The 21,821-nt window shown below is 47.8% G+C and carries 22 protein-coding genes; 8 read left to right on the top strand and 14 right to left on the bottom strand.

All coding sequences use genetic code 11. From position 1 onward, the window contains the following. Window positions 1-10: 10 nt before the first annotated feature. Both speE and FEK47_RS12500 read right to left on the bottom strand, forming a co-directional pair. Complete coding sequence (gene speE, locus FEK47_RS12505) at window positions 11-877, bottom strand: polyamine aminopropyltransferase (RefSeq protein ID WP_135486663.1); 867 nt, start codon at window positions 875-877, stop codon at window positions 11-13. Window positions 878-981: 104 nt separating this feature from the next. Continuing rightward, window positions 982-1,329, bottom strand: coding sequence for a YacC family pilotin-like protein (locus FEK47_RS12500; RefSeq protein ID WP_000846617.1), 348 nt, complete (start codon window positions 1,327-1,329; stop codon window positions 982-984). Window positions 1,330-1,493: 164 nt separating this feature from the next. Here FEK47_RS12500 and cueO point away from each other — a divergent pair, with 164 nt between their 5' ends. Continuing rightward, a complete protein-coding gene (cueO, locus tag FEK47_RS12495; RefSeq protein WP_138183199.1) occupies window positions 1,494-3,044 on the top strand; it encodes a multicopper oxidase CueO in 1,551 nt (516 codons plus the stop codon). 194 nt (window positions 3,045-3,238) lie between these two features. On the opposite strand, the gene gcd is transcribed toward cueO, so the two are convergent. Further along, window positions 3,239-5,629 (bottom strand): quinoprotein glucose dehydrogenase, encoded by a 2,391-nt coding sequence (gene gcd / locus FEK47_RS12490; protein WP_135486662.1) that lies wholly within the window; start codon window positions 5,627-5,629, stop codon window positions 3,239-3,241. A gap of 205 nt (window positions 5,630-5,834) precedes the next feature. On the opposite strand from gcd, the gene hpt reads away from it, so the two are divergent. Further along, window positions 5,835-6,371, top strand: coding sequence for a hypoxanthine phosphoribosyltransferase (hpt, locus tag FEK47_RS12485; RefSeq protein ID WP_000683335.1), 537 nt, complete (start codon window positions 5,835-5,837; stop codon window positions 6,369-6,371). A 40-nt stretch (window positions 6,372-6,411) separates the two neighbouring features. On the opposite strand, the gene can is transcribed toward hpt, so the two are convergent. Beyond that, on the bottom strand, window positions 6,412-7,074 hold the full coding sequence (gene can, locus FEK47_RS12480) for a carbonate dehydratase (protein WP_130204959.1): 663 nt from the start codon (window positions 7,072-7,074) through the stop codon (window positions 6,412-6,414). Between the two features lie 108 nt (window positions 7,075-7,182). On the opposite strand from can, the gene FEK47_RS12475 reads away from it, so the two are divergent. From FEK47_RS12475 to FEK47_RS12460, 4 genes are all read left to right on the top strand, one after another. Continuing rightward, complete coding sequence (locus FEK47_RS12475; protein ID WP_000150637.1) at window positions 7,183-8,109, top strand: ABC transporter ATP-binding protein; 927 nt, start codon at window positions 7,183-7,185, stop codon at window positions 8,107-8,109. Then, complete coding sequence (locus FEK47_RS12470) at window positions 8,106-8,876, top strand: ABC transporter permease (RefSeq protein WP_064525104.1); 771 nt, start codon at window positions 8,106-8,108, stop codon at window positions 8,874-8,876. Before FEK47_RS12475 ends, FEK47_RS12470 begins: the two co-directional genes overlap by 4 nt. Before the next feature lie 104 nt (window positions 8,877-8,980). Continuing rightward, window positions 8,981-9,421, top strand: a complete 441-nt coding sequence (locus tag FEK47_RS12465; RefSeq protein ID WP_130204961.1) for a PTS sugar transporter subunit IIA — start codon at window positions 8,981-8,983, stop codon at window positions 9,419-9,421. A 56-nt stretch (window positions 9,422-9,477) separates the two neighbouring features. Continuing rightward, window positions 9,478-10,704, top strand: coding sequence for a polysaccharide deacetylase family protein (locus FEK47_RS12460; protein WP_135404089.1), 1,227 nt, complete (start codon window positions 9,478-9,480; stop codon window positions 10,702-10,704). 3 nt (window positions 10,705-10,707) lie between these two features. Here FEK47_RS12460 and panD read toward each other — a convergent pair whose 3' ends face one another. Then, entirely contained in the window at window positions 10,708-11,088 is a 381-nt protein-coding gene (gene panD, locus FEK47_RS12455; RefSeq protein WP_000621508.1) for an aspartate 1-decarboxylase, read from the bottom strand. A gap of 273 nt (window positions 11,089-11,361) precedes the next feature. Here panD and rpnC point away from each other — a divergent pair, with 273 nt between their 5' ends. Continuing rightward, a complete protein-coding gene (gene rpnC, locus FEK47_RS12450; RefSeq protein WP_135486661.1) occupies window positions 11,362-12,282 on the top strand; it encodes a recombination-promoting nuclease RpnC in 921 nt (306 codons plus the stop codon). A 68-nt stretch (window positions 12,283-12,350) separates the two neighbouring features. Then, complete coding sequence (locus tag FEK47_RS12445) at window positions 12,351-12,578, top strand: hypothetical protein (RefSeq protein WP_135486660.1); 228 nt, start codon at window positions 12,351-12,353, stop codon at window positions 12,576-12,578. A gap of 81 nt (window positions 12,579-12,659) precedes the next feature. Here FEK47_RS12445 and panC read toward each other — a convergent pair whose 3' ends face one another. The 9 genes from panC to FEK47_RS12400 all read right to left on the bottom strand — a co-directional run bounded on the left by panC (window position 12,660) and on the right by FEK47_RS12400 (window position 21,632). Beyond that, window positions 12,660-13,511: a pantoate--beta-alanine ligase gene (gene panC / locus FEK47_RS12440; RefSeq protein WP_000905368.1), complete on the bottom strand. Its 852-nt coding sequence runs from the start codon at window positions 13,509-13,511 to the stop codon at window positions 12,660-12,662. 11 nt (window positions 13,512-13,522) lie between these two features. Further along, on the bottom strand, window positions 13,523-14,317 hold the full coding sequence (gene panB / locus FEK47_RS12435; protein WP_130204969.1) for a 3-methyl-2-oxobutanoate hydroxymethyltransferase: 795 nt from the start codon (window positions 14,315-14,317) through the stop codon (window positions 13,523-13,525). A gap of 112 nt (window positions 14,318-14,429) precedes the next feature. Beyond that, a complete protein-coding gene (locus tag FEK47_RS12430) occupies window positions 14,430-15,686 on the bottom strand; it encodes a fimbrial-like adhesin (protein ID WP_276609630.1) in 1,257 nt (418 codons plus the stop codon). A gap of 49 nt (window positions 15,687-15,735) precedes the next feature. Further along, window positions 15,736-16,332, bottom strand: a complete 597-nt coding sequence (locus tag FEK47_RS12425) for a fimbrial-like protein (protein WP_135486659.1) — start codon at window positions 16,330-16,332, stop codon at window positions 15,736-15,738. Window positions 16,333-16,358: 26 nt separating this feature from the next. Continuing rightward, a complete protein-coding gene (gene yadL, locus FEK47_RS12420; protein WP_135486658.1) occupies window positions 16,359-16,961 on the bottom strand; it encodes a fimbrial-like protein YadL in 603 nt (200 codons plus the stop codon). A 14-nt stretch (window positions 16,962-16,975) separates the two neighbouring features. Then, on the bottom strand, window positions 16,976-17,545 hold the full coding sequence (locus FEK47_RS12415) for a fimbrial protein (protein ID WP_135486657.1): 570 nt from the start codon (window positions 17,543-17,545) through the stop codon (window positions 16,976-16,978). A gap of 16 nt (window positions 17,546-17,561) precedes the next feature. Next, window positions 17,562-20,162, bottom strand: a complete 2,601-nt coding sequence (gene htrE, locus FEK47_RS12410) for a Yad fimbria usher protein HtrE (protein WP_135486656.1) — start codon at window positions 20,160-20,162, stop codon at window positions 17,562-17,564. 34 nt (window positions 20,163-20,196) lie between these two features. Beyond that, a complete protein-coding gene (locus FEK47_RS12405) occupies window positions 20,197-20,937 on the bottom strand; it encodes a fimbrial chaperone (RefSeq protein WP_130217354.1) in 741 nt (246 codons plus the stop codon). Between the two features lie 104 nt (window positions 20,938-21,041). Continuing rightward, window positions 21,042-21,632 carry a fimbrial protein gene (locus FEK47_RS12400; protein ID WP_135486655.1) on the bottom strand — a complete coding sequence of 197 codons (591 nt, stop codon included), beginning with the start codon at window positions 21,630-21,632 and terminating at the stop codon, window positions 21,042-21,044. Between the last annotated feature and the right edge of the window lie 189 nt (window positions 21,633-21,821).

Below are 21,821 nucleotides of genomic sequence, written 5' to 3'. Positions count from 1 at the left end.
TATCTTCTCCTTAGGACGGCTGTGAAGCCAGTGCGTCTTGCAGATACTGAGGTAAGGCAAAAGCTGCCGTATGGACTGCCGGATTGTAATAACGGCATTTCAGGCCAGAGGCGAGAAAACGCGCCTGAATAATTTCGGTTGAGAGATGGCGTAAGGCGTCGTTATCTGTCGCCCATGCAAAGGTCATGATGCCGCCGTAATAGGTCGGGATCGCCGCCTGATAAAAGCCAACGTCGCTGAAGTAATGGCTGAGTTTGCGATGACTGTCGATAGCCTCTTCCTGCTGTAAAAAGCAGACGCCGTTTTGTGCGACGAAGATACCGCCAGAATTCAGGCAGCGTTTACAACCTTCATAAAATGCTGAGGTGAACAGACTTTCGCCGGGGCCGATAGGATCGGTGCAGTCGGAGATAATGACATCAAAGGTCTGGCTGGTTTGATTCACGAAATTGACGCCATCGTCGATCACCAGCTTAAAGCGCGGATCGTCGTAGCTACCGGCGTTGTGGTTGGGCAAATACTGACGGCAGAACGACACGACACCCGCATCGATTTCCACCATCGTGATTGACTCAACGTTTTTATGTCGGGTCACTTCACGCAGCATGGCGCCGTCGCCGCCGCCGATGATCAGCACATGTTTCGCGTGACCGTGGGCCAGTAGCGGAACATGGGTCATCATCTCATGATAGATAAACTCGTCGCGCTCGGTGGTTTGTACGACGCCATCCAGCGCCATCACGCGACCAAATGCAGCGTTCTCAAAAATGATCAGATCCTGGTGATCGGTCTTTTCATGATACAGAACGTTATCTACTGCAAAGTACTGCCCAAACTGGTCGTGTAGCGTTTCATGCCACAGTTTATTTTCGGCCATGGGTTGATACCTCCTTTGTTAACACTCGTAAAAAAAGAGCGCAACATAATAGCTAACATTGACCGTGGTTGCACGGTCAATATTTCTACAAAAAGGAGCTGTGATTATTTAACGTAGGCAAGCAGGCTTAAGGAATCGCGGGCCAGGGCTTTGCACTTTTTCGCGACGGGAATGCCGATACCGCTGAGATCGCGGTAGCTGTCTTCACCGAGGGATTTCATGTCGAAGGTGTCGTAGTTGCTGAGATCCCACTGGTTTTGCTGGGCGAAAAAGACCAGTGCGCGACGAATTTGCCCATTAGGTAAGTTCTGGTAACCACAATCGTTCTTCAGAAAAACAAAAACTGCCGTTAAATCGGCCATATCTTCGGCTTCAGACTCGCTGAGCGCGTAACTGTTTGCGCAAACGGCCATCAGGCTGCCGAATAACACTGTTCTGAAAAACGTCTTCATTGCTTCTACCAGGACTTAAAGAAGATAAACGTTAGCACACTGTGAGCGAGGCGACGACCATTATTGTCGATTAAATTGTGTCTGCGGCTTGACCTTCCCGTAAGGGGAAGGACTATGCTCAACGTTTGATTTTGTTTCGCCTGCTTGAGAATAAGGAAATAACTATGCAACGCCGTGATTTCTTAAAATATTCCGTCGCGCTGGGCGTGGCTTCGGCTTTGCCGCTGTGGAGTCGAACAGTTTTTGCCGCCGAACGTCCAACACTGCCGATCCCCGAACTCCTCACTTCTGATGTTCGTGGCCGCATAAAATTATCGATAATGCCAGGTCAGTCCACCTTTGCCGGGAAAACGGCGACCACCTGGGGCTATAACGGTAATCTGTTAGGGCCTGCGGTGAAGTTACAGCGTGGCAAAGCGGTAACGGTTGATATCTATAACCAACTGACGGAAGAGACGACGTTGCACTGGCACGGACTGGAAGTACCGGGTGAAGTGGACGGCGGCCCGCAGGGGATTATTCCGCCTGGCGGTCAACGCACGGTGACGCTGAACGTCGATCAACCTGCCGCTACCTGCTGGTTCCATCCGCATCAGCACGGCAAAACCGGGCGTCAGGTGGCGATGGGGCTGGCTGGTCTGGTGGTGATTGAAGATGACGAAATCCTGAAATTAATGCTGCCAAAACAGTGGGGTATCGATGATGTTCCGGTGATCGTTCAGGATAAAAAATTTAACGCCGACGGACAGATTGATTATCAACTGGATGTGATGACCGCCGCCGTGGGCTGGTTTGGTGATACGTTGCTGACCAACGGTGCAATCTACCCGCAACACGCCGCACCGCGCGGCTGGCTGCGCCTACGTTTACTCAATGGCTGTAACGCCCGCTCGCTCAATTTCGCTACCAGCGACAATCGCCCGCTGTATGTGATTGCCAGCGACGGTGGTCTGCTACCTGAACCGGTGAAGGTTAACGAGCTTCCCGTGCTGATGGGCGAGCGTTTCGAAGTGCTGGTGGAGGTTAACGACAACAAACCGTTTGACCTGGTGACGCTGCCAGTCAGCCAGATGGGGATGGCGATCGCGCCGTTTGATAAGCCGCATCCGGTAATGCGGATTCAGCCGATTGCTATTAGTGCCTCCGGTGCTTTGCCAGATACGTTAAGTAGCCTGCCTGCTTTACCTTCGCTGGAAGGTTTGACGGTACGTAAGCTGCAACTCTCTATGGACCCGATGCTCGATATGATGGGTATGCAGATGCTAATGGAGAAATATGGCGATCAGGCGATGGCCGGGATGGATCACAGCCAGATGATGGGCCATATGGGGCATGGCAATATGAATCATATGAACCACGGCGGGAAGTTCGATTTCCACCATGCTAATAAAATCAACGGTCAGGCGTTTGATATGAACAAGCCGATGTTTGCGGCGGCGAAAGGGCAGTACGAACGTTGGGTTATCTCTGGCGTGGGCGACATGATGCTGCATCCGTTCCATATTCACGGCACACAGTTCCGTATCTTGTCAGAAAATGGCAAACCGCCAGCGACGCATCGCGCGGGCTGGAAAGATACCGTTAAGGTAGAAGGTAATGTCAGTGAAGTGCTGGTGAAGTTTAATCACGATGCACCGAAAGAACATGCTTATATGGCGCACTGCCATCTGCTGGAGCATGAAGATACGGGGATGATGTTAGGGTTTACGGTATAAAAAGACCGTATTCGGAAATATGCCCGGATCTCTCCGGGCATTAAACTGATGACAAACGCAAATCTGCCTGATGCGCTACGCTTATCGGGTCTACGTGAACTCCGCAATCTACTGAATTTGCAGTGTTTTGTAGGCCGGATAAGGCGTTTACGCCGCATCCGGCATGAACAACGCGCACGCAATCTGAGCAAGTCTTACTTCATATCATCCGGCAACGCATAAGCCACAATATAGTCGCCCATCTTCGTACCAAATGAACCGTGACCGCCTGCGGAGATCACCACATACTGCTTGCCATTCACTTCATAGGTCATCGGTGTTGCCTGACCACCCGCTGGTAAACGGCCCTGCCACAGTTTTTCACCGTTGCTCATGTTGTAAGCGCGCAGGTAGTTATCTGCCGTAGCGGCGATAAACAGCACGTTACCCGCTGTGGAGATTGGTCCGCCCAGCATCGGCATACCCATATTGAATGGCACTGGAACAGGCATCGGGAACGGCATACTGTCCTGCGGCGTACCAATACGTTTCTTCCACACCACTTCGTTGGTTTTCAGATCCAGCGCCGAGATATAGCCCCATGCTGGCTGTTTACACGGCAGACCAAACGGTGAAAGGAATGGATTGAGCGTGACGCCATACGGTACACCGTACTGCGGCTGAATGCCGGATTCCGTACCCGTGCCTTTGGCATCTTTCGGCTGTTCCATCGGATTACCCGGACCGCGTGGGATCAGTTTCGAAACAAACGGCAGTGCCATTGGGTTGGCAATTGCCACTTCACGATTTGGATCAACGGAAATCCCGCCCCATTCAAACATTCCCAGGTTACCCGGGAAGACCAGCGTACCCTGTTCAGATGGCGGGGTGAAAATGCCTTCATAGCGCATCTGGTGGAACATCACGCGGCACACCAGCTGGTCAAACATGGTGGCGCCCCACATATCCGCACCGCTCAAATCTTTCGTCGGACGGAAGCTCAGTTCAGAGAACGGTTGAGTAGGGGTAACGTAATCGCCTTTCGCTGCACCTTGGGGAACCGGTTTTTCCGGGGCCGGAACCACCAGTTCACCATTACGACGATCGAGCACAAAAATGTTGCCGGTTTTCGCCGGAGCGTAAATAACCGGCACTTTCTGACCATTAACGGTGATATCCGCCAGCGTCGGCTGTGCCGGAAGATCCATATCCCACAGGTCGTGGTGAACGGTCTGGTAGCTCCACGCCAGTTTCCCGGTAGTGGCATTCAGCGCCAGAATCGAGCTGGCATAACGTTCCTGTTCCGGTGTGCGGTTACCACCCCAGATATCCGGCGTGGTCACGCCCATCGGCAGATAGACCAGATCCAGCTTCGCGTCATAGGCCGCAGGTGCCCACGAGTTTGGCGAGTTAAAGGTAAAGGTGTGTTCGTCAGACGGGATCGCGTTCGGATCTTTTGCGCCCGGATCAAAAGCCCACAGCAGCTCACCAGTGTTGACATCAAAACCACGGATCACGCCAGACGTTTCGCGGGTTGAGAAGTTGTCGGTAACTGAACCGGCCATCACGATGGTTTTATCGGTGATAATCGGCGGAGAAGTCGGCTCATACAGACCCGGTTTGGTGTCCGGCATATTGCTTTGCAGATTGAGCACGCCTTTATTAGCGAAGGTTTCGCACAGTTTGCCGTTTTCAGCGTTAATCGCAATCAGGCGACCATCATTCACCGGAAGAATGATACGACGCGGGCAATCCGCCATCACTTCCGGCGAAGCGGTTTCTGCTTTGGCTTCATGATAAGAGACGCCACGACAGGTTACGTGCTGGAAAGATTCGTTGGTTTTCAGCTCAGGATCGTAATGCCATTTCTCTTTGCCGCTGGCGGCATCGAGTGCAAACAGGCGCTGGTGAGCGGTACACAGGTAAAGGGTGTCGCCCACTTTAATTGGCGTCACTTCATTGGTGATTTCGCCTGGATCGTTCGGCTGTTTCACATCGCCGGTGCGGAACACCCAGGCTTCTTTCAGATTGTGGACGTTATCGGCGTTAATTTGTTTCAGTGGTGAAAAGCGTTGACCTTCCTGATTGCGGCCATAGGCAGGCCAGTCCTGATCGGCAACGGGTGAGATAGCTTCGGCAGGTGTGGCATCGGCGCTTAAAGTGCCATTGATTTCCTGCGGATCGTGAAATCCGGCCCAGGTCAGGATACCGCCACTAATCAACAGTGCCACCACCAGTGCGGCAACTGCGCCGTTGGCAGGAATGACCAGGCGATGCCAGACAAACGGCAGGATCAGCCAGATGCCGAAGAAGACCAGAATGTCGCTGCGCGGAGTCAGCGCCCAGAAGTCGAAACCAACTTCCCAGACGCCCCAAATCATGGTGCCGAGCAGCAGGGCGGCGTACAGCCAAAGCGCGGCACGTTTACTGCGCCACAGCATCCAGGCGACGCCGAGCATCACAAGGCCAGCGATAGGGTAATACCAGGAGCCGCCAATCGCGACCAGCCAGCCTCCGCCAATAAGTAGATACAGCCCGCAAAGCGCTGCAAATAGGGCTGTTAGCGTGACGAGTAATCGTCGCGAGCCTGTATTGTTAATTGCCATAAAGAGACACCATTTCAATTCATTAATATTTTAGTAGCAATTAATTATAGGTTTTAACATGTGTGATCGTCATCACAATTTGAGCTTTATTAACAGATTCCGCGAATGAATAGTTTTACTGGTATACTGCATGTCTTGCGCTTTGTTGCGGTGCTGAATCCCGCCCGTGCGAAGTGATTTGTTTTTAAATCATATGGTTAGAGATATGAAACATACTGTAGAAGTAATGATCCCCGAAGCGGAGATTAAAGCGCGTATCGCCGAACTGGGTCGTCAGATTACTGAGCGTTACAAAGACAGCGGCAGCGATATGGTGCTGGTAGGTCTGCTGCGTGGCTCATTTATGTTTATGGCGGACCTGTGCCGTGAAGTCCAGGTATCTCATGAAGTCGACTTTATGACCGCCTCCAGCTACGGTAGCGGCATGTCCACCACCCGTGATGTGAAAATCCTCAAAGATCTGGATGAAGATATCCGTGGCAAGGACGTGCTGATTGTTGAAGATATCATCGACTCGGGGAATACACTGTCGAAAGTGCGTGAGATCTTAAGCCTGCGTGAACCGAAGTCGCTGGCGATTTGTACGCTGCTGGATAAACCGTCCCGTCGTGAAGTGAACGTCCCGGTAGAATTTATCGGTTTCTCGATCCCGGATGAGTTTGTGGTGGGTTACGGCATTGATTACGCACAGCGTTACCGCCATCTGCCATATATCGGCAAAGTGATTCTGCTGGACGAGTAAGTGTGAAGTTGCCGGATGTGTTGCATCCGGCATGGCATATTTATTTGTGGTTGGCGTGTTTCAGCTTGAGGTTGGAAATCCCGTGACGGTAACGTTGCTCAAGGGTTTCGCGGTTGGTGGCAGTAACATCCAGATCACGCAGCAAGCCGTCGTGAATGCCGTAGGCCCAGCCGTGAATGGTAACTTTCTGCCCGCGTTTCCACGCTGATTGCATAATGGTGGAGTGACCCAGGTTATACACCTGTTCCATGACGTTCAGTTCACACAAGGTATCCAGACGGCGCTCTGGCGGCATTTCGCCGAGCAATGAGCTATGTTTGAACCAGATATCGCGGATGTGCAGCAGCCAGTTGTTGATAAGCCCCAGTTCCGGGTTTTCAACTGCGGCTTGTACGCCGCCGCAACCGTAGTGGCCACAGATAATAATGTGTTCAACTTCGAGAACATCCACTGCATACTGAACCACGGAAAGGCAGTTCAGGTCGGTGTGAATGACCAGGTTAGCAACATTACGGTGAACAAAGAGTTCGCCCGGCTCAAGACCGGTTAAACGTTCTGCAGGAACGCGACTGTCGGAACATCCAATCCATAGAAAGCGCGGTTTTTGCGCTTGTGCCAGTTTCTCAAAAAACCCGGGATCCTCTTCCACCAGCATTTTTGACCATAGTGCATTATTGCTGATGAGTGTATCTATGTCTTTCATGGAGGTTAACGACCTGTAACCAAATAATTACGTTTGGCTAATATAGGGCAACTCCGGGACGATTTAAACCACAGATAAAGTGTAAGAACGTAAGGTAAGTAAAAATTTATGACCATTGCACTGGAACTTCAACAGCTTAAAAAAACCTATCCAGGCGGCGTTCAGGCGCTTCGTGGAATAGATTTGCAAGTCGAAGCGGGTGATTTTTATGCGCTTCTCGGGCCGAACGGGGCCGGAAAATCAACTACTATCGGTATTATCAGCTCTCTAGTAAATAAAACCTCCGGGCGGGTCAGCGTATTTGGTTACGATCTTGAAAAAGATGTCGTCAACGCTAAACGTCAGTTGGGACTGGTGCCACAGGAATTTAACTTCAACCCGTTTGAAACCGTGCAGCAAATTGTGGTGAATCAGGCGGGGTACTACGGTGTAGAGCGCAAAGAAGCGTACATCCGCAGCGAAAAGTATCTTAAGCAACTCGATTTGTGGGGAAAGCGCAACGAACGTGCGCGCATGTTATCGGGCGGGATGAAACGTCGTTTAATGATCGCCCGTGCGTTAATGCATGAACCTAAACTGCTGATTCTGGACGAGCCAACGGCAGGCGTGGATATCGAGCTTCGTCGCTCAATGTGGGGCTTTTTGAAGGATTTAAACGACAAAGGCACCACCATCATTCTTACCACGCATTACCTGGAAGAAGCAGAAATGCTGTGCCGCAATATCGGCATTATTCAACACGGTGAGCTGGTGGAAAATACCTCGATGAAGGCGCTGCTGGCGAAGCTGAAATCAGAAACCTTTATTCTCGATCTCGCACCGAAAAGCCCGTTACCGAAGCTCGATGGCTATCAGTATCGACTGGTAGATACCGCCACGCTGGAAGTTGAAGTGCTGCGTGAGCAGGGGATCAACAGCGTATTCACGCAGTTAAGTGAGCAGGGCATTCAGGTATTAAGTATGCGTAACAAAGCTAACCGTCTGGAAGAGTTGTTTGTTTCACTGGTTAATGAAAAACAAGGAGATCGCGCATGATGCATCTTTACTGGGTGGCGTTAAAAAGCATCTGGGCGAAAGAGATCCATCGCTTTATGCGTATCTGGATACAGACGCTGGTGCCACCGGTTATCACCATGACCCTTTACTTTATCATCTTCGGTAACCTGATTGGTTCGCGTATTGGCGATATGCATGGCTTCAGCTATATGCAGTTCATTGTTCCGGGGCTGATCATGATGTCGGTGATCACCAATGCCTACGCCAACGTCGCTTCATCATTTTTTGGCGCCAAGTTCCAGCGTAATATTGAAGAACTGCTGGTCGCTCCGGTTCCGACTCACGTCATTATTGCCGGATATGTCGGCGGTGGCGTAGCGCGCGGACTGCTTGTTGGTATGCTGGTGACAGCAATTTCGCTGTTCTTTGTACCGTTTCAGGTGCATTCGTGGGTATTTGTCGCTTTAACGCTGGTGCTCACGGCGGTGTTGTTCTCTCTTGCCGGATTGCTTAATGGTGTGTTTGCCAAAACGTTTGATGACATCAGCCTGGTGCCAACCTTTGTGTTAACGCCACTCACCTATTTGGGCGGGGTGTTTTACTCACTGACCTTGTTGCCACCGTTCTGGCAGGGGCTGTCGCATCTCAACCCAATCGTTTATATGATCAGTGGATTCCGCTACGGCTTCCTCGGCATTAATGATGTGCCGCTGGTTACTACTTTTGGTGTGCTGGTTATTTTTATTATTGCGTTTTATCTGATCTGCTGGTCGCTGATCCAGCGTGGACGCGGTCTGCGCAGCTAAGGCTATTTCCTCTCCTCTGGATTCGGGGGAGAGGAGTTTTGACGACTATCACCCTTTATCAACAATGGTCAGGGTAGACTGATTTTCAGCTAAGGAGGAAGGTGATGTTAGGTTGGGTAATTACCTGTCACGACGACCGGGCGCAAGAGATGTTGGATGCGCTGGAAAAAAAACATGGCGCACTTATCCAGTGCCGGGCGGTGAATTTCTGGCGCGGATTAAGTTCCAATATGCTCAGCCGCATGATGTGCGATGCTCTGCATGAAACAGATTCTGGCGATGGGGTTATCTTTTTAACCGATATTGCAGGTGCTGCGCCTTATCGTGTTGCATCGTTATTAAGCCACAAACATTCCCGTTGCGAAGTGATTTCGGGTGTCACGTTACCGTTAATTGAGCAGATGATGGCCTACCGTGAAACGTTATCCAGCGCGGAGTTTCGCGAGCGAATTGTCGAACTGGGTGGGCCTGAAGTCAGTAGTCTCTGGCACCAACAACAAAAAAATCCCCCCTTTGTCCTCAAGCATAATTGGTTCGAGTATTAAATCGCATTCCGATTTTGCTACACTAACGGCGCTGTTTCTCGCCTGGTAGTTTTCTCATGATTAAAAAGATTATTTTTTTACTGCTGCTGGTTTCATTTGGTGTCGGCGCAGCGCTTCCCGCGCGTTATATGCAAACCACTCAGGATGCAGCTATCTGGGGAAAAATTGGCGACAAAACGGTAACCGTCGGCAACATTCGCGCCGGGCAGATTATTTCGGTCATCCCAACCGCTGCCGATTATTATGAATTCAATTTTGGTTTTGCTACGGGGTATATTGATAAAGGGCATCTGGAACCTGTACAAGGGCGGCAAAAAGTTGAAGATGGTCTGGGGGATCTGAATAAGCCACTGAGTAACCAAAATCTTATTACATGGAAAGATACTCCGATATACAACGCGCCTGATGCGGGTAGTGCGCCATTTGGTGTGCTGGCCGATAATTTGCGTTATCCCATTATTAATAAATTAAAAGATCGCCTGAATCAAACCTGGTATCAAATTCGTATCGGCGAACGACTGGCCTATATCAGTGCACTGGATGCGCAGCAGGATAACGGTATTCCTGTGTTGACCTACCATCATATTTTACGCGATGAAGAGAACACCCGTTTTCGTCATACTTCGACCACGACGTCGGTGCGAGCTTTCAATAACCAGATGACCTGGTTACGCGATCGTGGATATACCACGTTAACCTTGTATCAACTGGAAGGGTATCTGCGTAATTCGATGAATCTTCCGGCTCGCGCGGTGGTGCTGACATTTGATGATGGCTTGAAATCAGTGAGTCGCTATGCATATCCCATTCTGAAACAATACGGTATGAAGGCGACGGCGTTTATTATTACCTCTCGCATCAAACGTCATCCACAGAAATGGAATCCGCAGTCATTACAGTTTATGAGTGTTTCTGAACTGCTTGATGTCAGCGATGTTTTTGATTTCCAGTCACATACTCATTTTTTGCATCGGGTAGATGGATATCGCCGACCCATATTACTCAGCCGCAGTGAGCATAATATTCTGTTTGATTTTGAACGCTCTCGCCGGGCGCTAAACCAATTTAATCCTCGAGTCTTGTATCTTTCGTATCCATTTGGTGGATTTAATGACAAAGCGGTAAAGGCGGCAAATGATGCCGGATTTCATCTGGCGGTGACGACCATGAAAGGTAAAGTAAAACCGGGGGATAATCCGTATTTATTAAAGCGGTTGTATATTTTAAGAACAGATTCGCTGGAGACGATGTCGCGGCTGGTGAGTAACCAGCCGCAGGGGTGATTATCAGGCAACCTGTACCGGAATCGCTTTCGCGGTACGTTTCATTTCATTGTCGCCTTCAAAGTAGGCAACGTTGGGGCGCCAGGTACGGGCTTCTGCATCTGGCATAGTGACGAAGCTGGCGATGATGACAATATCGCCGACGCTGGCACAGTGGGCCGCTGCACCGTTGACAGAAATAATTCTCGAACCACGTTCTGCCGCGATGGCATAGGTGGAGAAACGCTTGCCGTTGGTAACATTCCAGATATCAATGGCTTCGTTTTCGAGAATACCGGCTGCGTCAAGAAAATCCTGGTCAATGGCGCAAGAACCTTCATAGTGCAGGTCCGCATGAGTCACTTTCACGCGGTGGAGTTTGCCCTGCAGCATCGTGCGAATCATAACTTCTACCTTTCTACCCTGTCGTTAACGAAGCAGGCGATGCCTGCTTTGAGGAAATTCTCACGCAGTATTGCCCGATTTTTGATAAGTGTCTACTGATCTGATGGCATTTGCACCAGCAGTTTGCGTACCGCGCCGAAGCTTGCCATGTAACGCCTGTAACCAATTGAAATTTCTCTGAACGCTGCTCGGTAAACAACAAAGAGGTGGCTGACGACGGCACGCCTTGACTGGATACTGCCTTCACACAGGGCCACACGGAAGGCAGGGAAGATGGACGCACCGAGTACCACACCGCATGACGCGGTATTTAAACAATTTTTAATGCATGCGGAGACGGCTCGCGACTTCCTGGATATCCATTTGCCAGTGGAATTACGCGAACTTTGTGACCTCAACACGCTTCATTTAGAGTCGGGGAGTTTCATTGAAGAGAGCCTGAAAGGACACAGCACGGACGTGCTCTATTCCGTGCAAATGCAGGGCAATCCCGGTTATCTGCACGTTGTGATTGAACACCAAAGCAAGCCGGATAAGAAAATGGCCTTTCGCATGATGCGTTATTCTATTGCTGCCATGCACCGGCATCTGGAGGCGGATCACGATAAACTACCGCTGGTGGTGCCGATTCTGTTTTATCAGGGCGAGGCCACACCTTATCCGCTCTCAATGTGCTGGTTTGATATGTTTTACTCGCCGGAGCTGGCGCGACGCGTTTATAACAGTCCATTCCCGCTGGTGGATATCACCATTACGCCGGATGACGAAATCATGCAACATCGGCGGATTGCGATTCTCGAACTGCTGCAAAAACATATTCGCCAACGCGACTTAATGTTATTGCTGGAGCAACTGGTCACGCTGATTGACGAAGGGTACACTAGCGGAAGTCAGTTAGTTGCCATGCAAAACTATATGCTGCAACGTGGTCATACTGAACAAGCGGATTTGTTTTATGGTGTGGTGAGAGACAGGGAAACGGGAGGGGAGTCTATGATGACGCTGGCGCAGTGGTTTGAAGAGAAAGGGATTGAGAAAGGAATGGAGAAAGGAATGGAGAAGGGGATTCAGCAGGGAAGACAGGAAGTAAGTCAGGAATTCGCCCAGCGTCTTCTGAGTAAAGGAATGTCTCGGGAAGACGTTGCAGAGATGGCAAATTTACCTCTTGCTGAGATTGATAAACTGATTAACTAAGTTGTCTGTATTATCAGTTATAGCCAGATAATTGTTATTGTTAACTGACCAGATAATTAAGGGAACATATGGAAATAAAGACACGGAGAGAAACCAGGCAGACGTTGGCGCAGTGGTTTGAAGAGAAGGGATTCCAGAAGGCGTATCAAGAAGCGTATCAAGAAGCGTATCAAGAAGCGTATCAAGAAGTAAGACAGGAATTCGCCCAACGTTTTCTGAATAAAGGGATGTCTCGGGAAGACGTTGCAGAGATGACAAATTTATCTCTTGCTGAGATTGATAAGCTGATTAACTAAGTTGTCTACGATATGAATAATCGCTTACAAATATCGTGGCAATGAATAATTGGCGCTATCAGCCGTAGCGCCAGTTAAGTATTATGCCAGCTCGACGATTTTGTTGTCGATCAGGCGAGCATCGCCAAGCCAGGCGGCTACCAGAATCACGGCCCGTTTGCTGTTTTCAGAGACTTCCAGCAGCGTATCGGCATCACGAATCTGAATATCATCGGCGCGGAAGCCTTTTTCATTCAGTTCTTGCCCTGCAATGGCAATAATCTCATCGAGATCCCGCTCTCCCGCCTGCAATTTGTCGGCAATCGAACTTAAAACTTTGTACAGACCTGGCGCAATTTTGCGTTGTTCCGCCGTCAGATAACCGTTACGGGAACTCAGCGCCAGACCGTCTTTCGCGCGCATAATCGGTACGCCAACAATCTCAATATCGAAGCCCATATCAGCAACCATTTTGCGGATCAGCGCCAGTTGCTGAAAGTCCTTTTCGCCGAAGCAGGCGATGTCCGGCTGGACCAGGTTAAACAGCTTGCTGACGATGGTCGACACGCCGCGAAAATGTCCCGGACGGCTGGCACCTTCCAGCATGGTCGAAAGGCCAGGAACATCAACATAGGTGTGGGTTTCGGTACCGTTCGGGTAGATCTCTTTTACCGAGGGCGCGAAAACTAAATCCACTTTACGTTTGTTTAGCTTTTCGCAGTCTTCTTGCAAAGTGCGTGGATAGCGAGCCAGATCTTCCGGGCGGTCGAACTGCATCGGGTTAACGAAAATACTGACCACCACCACATCGGCGCGGGCTTTGGCTTCGTCGACCAGTTTCATATGGCCATCGTGCAGGTTACCCATGGTTGGCACCAGCGCCACGCGCTTACCTTCCATGCGCAGGCGGCGAATTTGCTGACGCAGCAGCGGCAGGGTTTCGATAATTAACACAACGTGACTCCTTAATGGAAACTGTGTTCTTCGCCCGGATAAACGCCGGACTCCACTTCAGCCATATACTGCCGCACAGCCGCGCGGATGTCGCCCGTTTCGGCGAGGAAATTTTTAGCGAATTTAGGAATGTGACCGCCGGTAATACCAAAGGCGTCGTGCATCACCAGGATCTGCCCATCGGTGACGTTACCCGCACCAATACCGATAACCGGGATCGCCAGCGCTTCGGTAATGCGTTTTGCCAGCTCAACCGGCACGCATTCCAGCACCAGCAATTGTGCACCAGCGGCTTCTAAGGCTAATGCATCGCTGAGCAGTCGATCTCCCGCTTCATCGCCGCGCCCCTGTACTTTGTAGCCGCCGAAAATATTCACTGACTGCGGCGTTAAACCTAAGTGACCACATACAGGAACTGCGCGCTCGGTAAGCATTTGTACCGTTTCAACCAGCCACTCACCGCCTTCAATTTTGACCATATTGGCGCCAGCACGCATAACCGTTGCGGCGTTTTCAAAGGCTTGTTCCGGTGTGGCATACGCCATAAACGGCAGATCAGCCAGCAGCAGGCAGTTTGGCGCACCGCGACGTACCGCAGCGGTGTGGTAGGCGATATCAGCAACGGTAACTGGCAGGGTGGAGTCATGGCCCTGAACCGTCATGCCCAGTGAGTCGCCTACCAGCATGACGTTAAGTCCTTCATCAGCAAACAGTTTCGCGAAGCTGTAGTCGTAAGCGGTAATGGTCGCGAAACGTTTTTTTTCCTGTTTGTACTTCTGCAGTAAGGAGATGGTGGTTGGTTTCATAACGTATCCTGATAAATGATGTTGTGCTGTCTGGCATTTTATCAGTCACATTGGTGGGGGCAATGATTTCTCTGTTGTGGCACCGCCATTACCAGACGGTGCCACAATGTTATCAGGGATAGGTTACCTGGAAAGTACTGGTAGCTTTAAATTCCCCGGGTTCGATAGCAATATTCCCGTCTTGCTTTAATGTCGCCTGGAAATGAAGTGGATACGTTATGCCGTCAGCTTTCGGGTAAATCGCATCTGAATCGTTATCCTGCGTCTGGCCCGTATTATCTTTATAAACAGAAGTTGAATCATTCGGTTTCAGTATCATTAGGGCACTTTTACTGTTTGCTAATCCTTCAATCAATACCCCAACGCCTTTTGCTGCGTTGCTGCCAGTGAGTGTGTTACCAAGGAGTTGCTTGTCTTCTGTACCTAGTTTCCCTGAAGATAGCTTTGTCTCTATATCACCAACGCGAACACAGTTTTGGAGAGAAATATCAAAAGGAACCGGAGTCGCGCCATTTTTTATCTGCCCTGGTGCATATTCTCCCATTTTTACCGTCGAACCACTTACTGATTTTCCGGTAAGTACAGCAGTAAAGCAGGTGGGGTTGGTTAACTTAACATTGAGTAGATTAAAGTCGATATAAAGGTGATGGCTGTGATCTACAACACGAGTACCGGGACTTTTGGCCTTAAACGCATAAAGAAATGTCGATGAACTTGACAAAGATACTTGCTGGTTTGTTGTAGGGTTAAAATCGGTGTCAGTATAAAATTCAATCGTAAGGTCGTGTACAACACCGCCGATGGCCCAGAATCTATCGTACCATATCGCGTTATCGCAGCCGCGTTTTTGTAGGTCAGGGTCTGTGATGATCCACTGGAATTGTTGGGGTGTAGTATCTCCAATATATAAACCAGAGTCGCTAATAGTCGTTTTTGTTGAATATGCAGACCAAAGTCTTGCAATAAAAAGGGTGTAATACAAGCCAGGGACAGAGGTTTTAAATAACTTATGTCCACCATAGTCTTTACCTGAATAAACCATGGCATTTTCAATATCCGTTAGTCCATTTTTATTTGCCCTGTCAGAGGTATTACAGTAAAGAAAACCGCCACCGCTGGCTGTATCTAATTCTTCCCAGCGCAATTTAACACCTGTCGGGCCAAGTTGCGTAGGTTTATAAAAAACTAAATTATTAGCTGTTGAAGCATATCTAAAAGTGACCTGAGCCGCAGTACTCGGTCCATTGAAATTACCTTCGCCTACCCCGGCATTGTTACCAACAAGAAAACTTGTATCATTACCAATCGCTGTAAAGCAAGAACAGGATAGTACTAAAAAAAGAAAGTATTTGAAGAATGTCTTCATCATTACCCCACCATTCGCTGCTGTCATAATAGCAGTCGTTTGTTTTGATCTATTATTCATAGTACACATCAACTAATATATGACTCATCACCTGGCCAGATATAACATCCAGCGCGGGATCGATTTTTTGCATTCTGGCATAAAATTTCCATGACGAATTATTCAGGGCAGAAGTCATTACTGGATACACTGAACGAGAATTTCCCGCTGAACTAAGAACATTGAATATATTAGCCGGATCCTGAATGGAAAAGAGAACGACACCGACATTTTTAGCCCCGGTTGTAACTTCATTGGCAAATATTTGCCTGGAGCCAGCAGCCATGACACCGCTAAGGGCTCTAAAATCAATATGTAACTGATTTAACACATCGCCAGTTCCCTGTAATGCACAGTCTGAGACAGTGACAGTGAACTCTTTTCCACCTGGTTGATAACTTTCAGGAGTAACATTACCTGAAAAATATCCCACCCCAACGACGCCAAGATCAATATTACCCTGGTTACTGATTCCGCTTTTGCAAGTGCTGTTTTTTACATTAGCAACAAGGTCAATATCCTGTCCAGCGATCGCTGGACAGGTAATGGGAAACAGTAATGACAGAAACAGAATTATTCTCTTCATCAGCTTACGTTGAGTGGGATGCATATATAGTTCCTGAATCTGTCAGTCTGTTAGTTATAGGTTACTGTAAATGTGGCAGGTGCAGAAAATTTACCCGCAGTGACATTGCTTACGGTTTTATTTTTTTCGACGACCAGGCGAGCACTCATCGGGTAATAAACAACCGCGTTGGCAGCAGTGGAGATAGTGACCTCTTGAGATGCTGGTGTCACACAACTAAATTGTGTCGCGCTCCCGGCTGCCGGAGTTTCGGTGCTCCAGACTTCAACAGCGACGGCACTTGCTTTATCTGCGGCTGCGGAACCATTTGCGAACCCCGCACCGTCATTAGCAGTCCCTTCGCATGTGGCTCGCTTGGTTAATTTTATTTGTGCTTTTTTATTGGGGATACCCGCACAGTCTTTGAATTTGAGTTTGAATGTTTTAACTTTGGTCTTGGCATTGATTTCAGAAATATATACATCGCCAAAGTCAACAACAGAAATGTCCTGATCAGAGTCATTTACTAATGTAGCTGTACAAGTACCCATGTCAACGGTGGTAATAACGGTCAGCCCAATGCTGTCTGTTGCCGCATAAGAGGGTACGCTGAACAATGAGGCAGCCAAAACAACACTGCTGGATAATCCATAACGTAAAGTTTTAAATGTCATCTTAATTATCCTTGTTATTGATAGATGAAATTAAACGTTGCCTGGGCGCGAAAATTTCCAGGTACACCTTTCCCTGCCTCTGTTTCACGTAACGCAACAGTCATTTCAAGACCTTTGTCTGGCTGTATTTCTTCTGTGCTCCAGCGTATCTTTTCCGCACTGTTAGGCTTAAGGAAAGTAGCATCATCAGTGGTCTGTTTTTTGAAACCCATACCGATATAACTTGTCGTCGAATTTGTATCACCAGACAGCGGTATAATAAGCTTGGGTGAACTTGATGATGCGTTTCCGGTCAGAGTGGTATCAATCCAGCTAATGCCACTGCTGCATCCACTGGCAACCAGTTTAAAGTTAGCCTGAGATTCTGCAGTTTTATTCGCGATCTTATCCAGGCCCATATTGGGGATTCTTAATGTGTAGTTATTATTGCCATCATTCGTGACATTATTACCAGTAAGGGTGATATTACAGGTTGTCGCTTTGACAGTAGCTGTAAACTCTACATTGATATCCGTTGCTAATACTGATGGGGATAATAATATTCCCATCAGTGTCGCTATTTTATATGGCGTTATTTTTATCATTTGACGTCCCTTGTAGTTACTGAATCTGACACCGAATTCCATTCAGAATAATAGATTGCGCTATTTTTTCTGCTTCTGAACTTTGTTGATAATGCGCAAGGCAACTTACAGGTTTACTTTCTTCTATCCACTTAATGCTGATATTTCCTTGCTGCTCAATACCACGAACAAAAGCCTGTCCACCCTGTCCAACATTCCCAATGACATTACCTTGCTCATCATAAATATCTGCAGCAAATGGAATATTTTTACCATCACTTCGTGTGATATTCATAATAGCTGATTGCCCTTGCACGGTTTCAAAATCAGCAAAGACGACTGACCCCTGACGCGGCACAGCAACAGCACTGGTACTTTTTAATTCAACATCGTTCTCGAGATCGTTAATATCCAGCGCGATACGGTTTTCATGATAAGGAGAAAGAGCACTGGTGACACCATACCCCCATCGATCGATAGTACTGTTGCCATAATTTATTCGCGCTCCTTGAGCACCTGGAGCCTGAACTATCGCCAGTGTATCGGAGTCGCTAAAACTGTCATTACTGAAGGTCAGGCCGCCGCTATGCAATACAAAGCCACCGTCGGTGCTGAGAGAAACTTGACGGCTGTTATCGCTATTTGCAGAAACTGAACCTGCCAGGGTTCCCCACGGTGACTCATAGCTGGCATAACCCCCAATATAACTCAAATCTTTGCTGGCTTTATTCATCGTATAGCCAGTATTGACGCTATAACTGACGCGAGCGTTATCGCTATAGCCACTGCTACTGACGTTGAGTTGGTTATTACCCTTAAAGTCACTGCTTAGTTGCGTGTCAATACTCTGGAAACCTGAATTACGTTGTTCAGTGCCAAGTATTTTTTCAATAGGAATGGTGAAACTGAGATAAACGCTATCGTCAGTGTCGCCGTCTTCATTCCATGAACGCTGTGCACTGACACTGTAGCTGCCCCAGGATGCACTGTTACTGTAGCCAATAGAATAATTGCTACGATTTTGTCCGGAAGCCCAGTAATCGGACCAACTTCCGGAAAGATAAAATGAACCGTAATCTTTTTTCTCAAATTTCAACGGTTGGTTAATACTGACCGTAACCTGATTTTTCATGCGCGAGTAATTACGCATGGATTTCGGTTCAAGATCTTGTTCGGGATGTTTCACTTCATCAATTAGAGTTAGTGCATCATTAAGACCAAGATAATTCTGTGTCGAATAGCGATAGGCCGCGATATTCAGTGAAGTACTTGTTTCTTCGAATAACTTGTTCCAGGAAACACGATAACTTTGCCCCTGATATGTTTTATCATCCGGGATACGAACATTGGAGTGAGTCACATCTAAAGAAAATGCACCGACTGAGGTATTCAGGCCAAGACCTAACAAACCGGCGGTATAGTTATTATCGGTAATCTGAATACCGGTATAACCCGTCAGATAGTTATTCAGACCGTAGTAGTAGCTGGCCTGAAATAAATTAGGCTCATCCTGAATATCATCTTTTAAGACCTGACCGCCGCTAATGTCCCAGCGTCCAACGCCAGGGCGTAACATTTGAACAACTGATGAGAAAGGTTGCGAGAATGTCCGCTTTGAGCCATCGGATTCTTCGACAGTAACAATAAGATCGCTGCCGTACCCTGACGGACTCAGATCATCAATGACGAAAGCGCCTGGCGGCACAGTCGTTTCATAAATCTTATAGCCACCTTGCGTAATAGTGACTTTGGCGTTGGTATTGGCAACACCATGAATGATAGGCGCAAAACTGGCTAATGTCGGAGGCAACATGCGGCTGTCACTGTATAAGCGAATGCCTCGGATACTGACGGAATCAAAGGTTTCGCCCGTAGTATAAGACTCACCAATAATGAGTTGAGATCGCAGCGAGGCGATATCACGTTGAACATACCGATTCTTAAAATCATAATTACTGCCAGAATCGGTCATCCAGTTGTAGTTGCCTGAGGCACGCAGTCGCCATGCACCTAAATTCATCCCACCGTTAAAAGCAGCATAAATGCTGTCATTTCTTCGACCAGGGGTTTCACTATGATATCCATTGAGGTTGTATGACAACATGGCCGCATTAATGCCGTTTTCCCATAACGATGGATCAACATAGTTTTGGTAATTTTTCATTACCCAGGCTTGAGGAACGTCTATATCCAGACGTTGATCGTTAACATCATAACGAACGGAAGCCTGAGGGATAATTTCCGTCAAATTGAGGCAATTGCCGAGAGCTTCATCTCGGGCAAGCAGAACAGCTTTTTCGCTGTTTATATCGGGAGAATTAATATGAAACTGCAATAAATTTTTAAGTGTGATACAGGCCTGGGCGTTCTTTTTTCCTTCAATCGCTACAAATGTAATACTTTGATTAATGATTGGTTGATCGTTGACATAAACACTGACGTCGTAAACACCCGGTATAGCAGGGTTACCTTCACTATACCGGCTGAGATCAATATTTGAGGCATTCTGCCCCATCAGGAAGGTATGGTCATATTCAACAAGTTCAGCACAGAAAGCACTATTGCAATACAGCAGCGCGCAAAACGTAGCGATACGGGTCAGATGATTATGATAATTTTTAGTTGGTTTTATAGTCACGTTATGCTTCCTGCGGAATTATATCCTTGCCTGATTACAGACTGGCATTACCTTCAATGGCTCCACCAAAGTCATTAATGGCGTAAAAATGCACTTTTGCAGAATTTGCTTTGCCATTAAGGCCAGTGACTTTCATGACTTCATCACTGAATGGTGCAATCATTTTCACATCAATCGGATAGCGTTTACCGCTGGCTTCTAAATCACCACTGCTAAAAGAGACGTAGTAAGGGGTTGGATTGGCCACTCGTAATGCTGCTTTACCCTCGGAACCTGACCAGGACCATTTCAGGGCTAATGGTGCTTCAGAGGGATTTCCCTTCAATGCTTCCGGGCGATAGAACAGTTTTATACGTGTGCGAAATGCCAGTTGCAGTAGGCTTTGATTTGCTACCTTTTCGGCATCTGGTTTTGGAGGAACTTCCAGTACGTTAAACCAGAACACGCTCTCTCTGTCTTTAGGCAGCGAGGTACTGGCGGTATACACCAATTTAATTGTTTGCCCACGTTTAGCATCAATACGCGATACTGGCGGCGTGGCGGTAAAGGGGACTTTAATACTGCCAGGTTCTGCGTTGTCATCGCCAGTATCTAACCAGCTCTGAACAAGCAATGGGTTATTCCCTTTATTTTCCAGACGTACGTTGACGCTTTTTTGATCGCCTTTGTATATTACGCGAGTACCAGAAATGACGATATCCGCAATAGTCGATGAGCTAAAAGCCATACAGGTTACGAAGCATAAAGCTGCTGTATGTTTGGTGTTAAAAAACATAAACCATCCCTGACAGAGTTAATTAAGACAGGGAATAATATAAAAATAGTAATTATTAATACTATTCCCTGTATATTCATTCAATCAATTTAATTGGTGAATACTTACTGATAAGTAATGGTATATGCAGTGTTAGTTTTTACATAACCAGCAGTTGCTGTCTGACTTGCTTCAGCACGAACGTAAGACGCTTTAAAATCATAAACTGCAGATTTTGTCGTCGCATCCATGGTTTTAGTATACACATCGCCAGGATTGTTAATTTGAACTTGTTTGATAGTGGAACCATCAATATTGTGCAGAGCGATATTTACGCCGTCAGACGGGTTGTTAATAGACATATCGTTGTTCAGCGTTCCTTTGCTATTACCAAAGAAAACAGAACCGAAGGTCATTTTAGCCGTGCTACCTGGATTCGGATTTGCTTTGCTGCAGTCAACGGTGATGCTGAAAGGTTTAGCTTTAGCGCCAACGGTGTCATTCAGTACGCCAGCATCGATTTCAGCAACAGTTGCAGTTTGCAGCAGGATCAGACCATCTTTATTACCGCCGTCAACGCGGGTTTCACAGGTGTTATCAACAACCAGACCACTGATATTTAACTGACCACCGTCCATATCGTTAGCAGCAGAAGCAGTACTTGCAACCATTGCCAGCATAAGACCAGACAGGGCAAAACCTAATTTTTTAGACATAATAATCCTTGAATAAAATTCCATTAGTCAGACTACTTGTTTGAAGAATGACTATTCATGACACAAATATGGGAAGCAAATATTAGATATTAATGAGCAATGATATTTGTTACCAAAATTTACAACCATTGTTCATCAGGTCGCTTATTTTGCACTTTAGAGGGTTTTGAGCAAATTAAATTTACTTAA

This window comes from Escherichia sp. E3659, assembly GCF_005781135.1.
Classification (GTDB): Bacteria; Pseudomonadota; Gammaproteobacteria; order Enterobacterales; family Enterobacteriaceae; genus Escherichia.
This window is presented reverse-complemented; position numbering and strand designations above follow the sequence as displayed.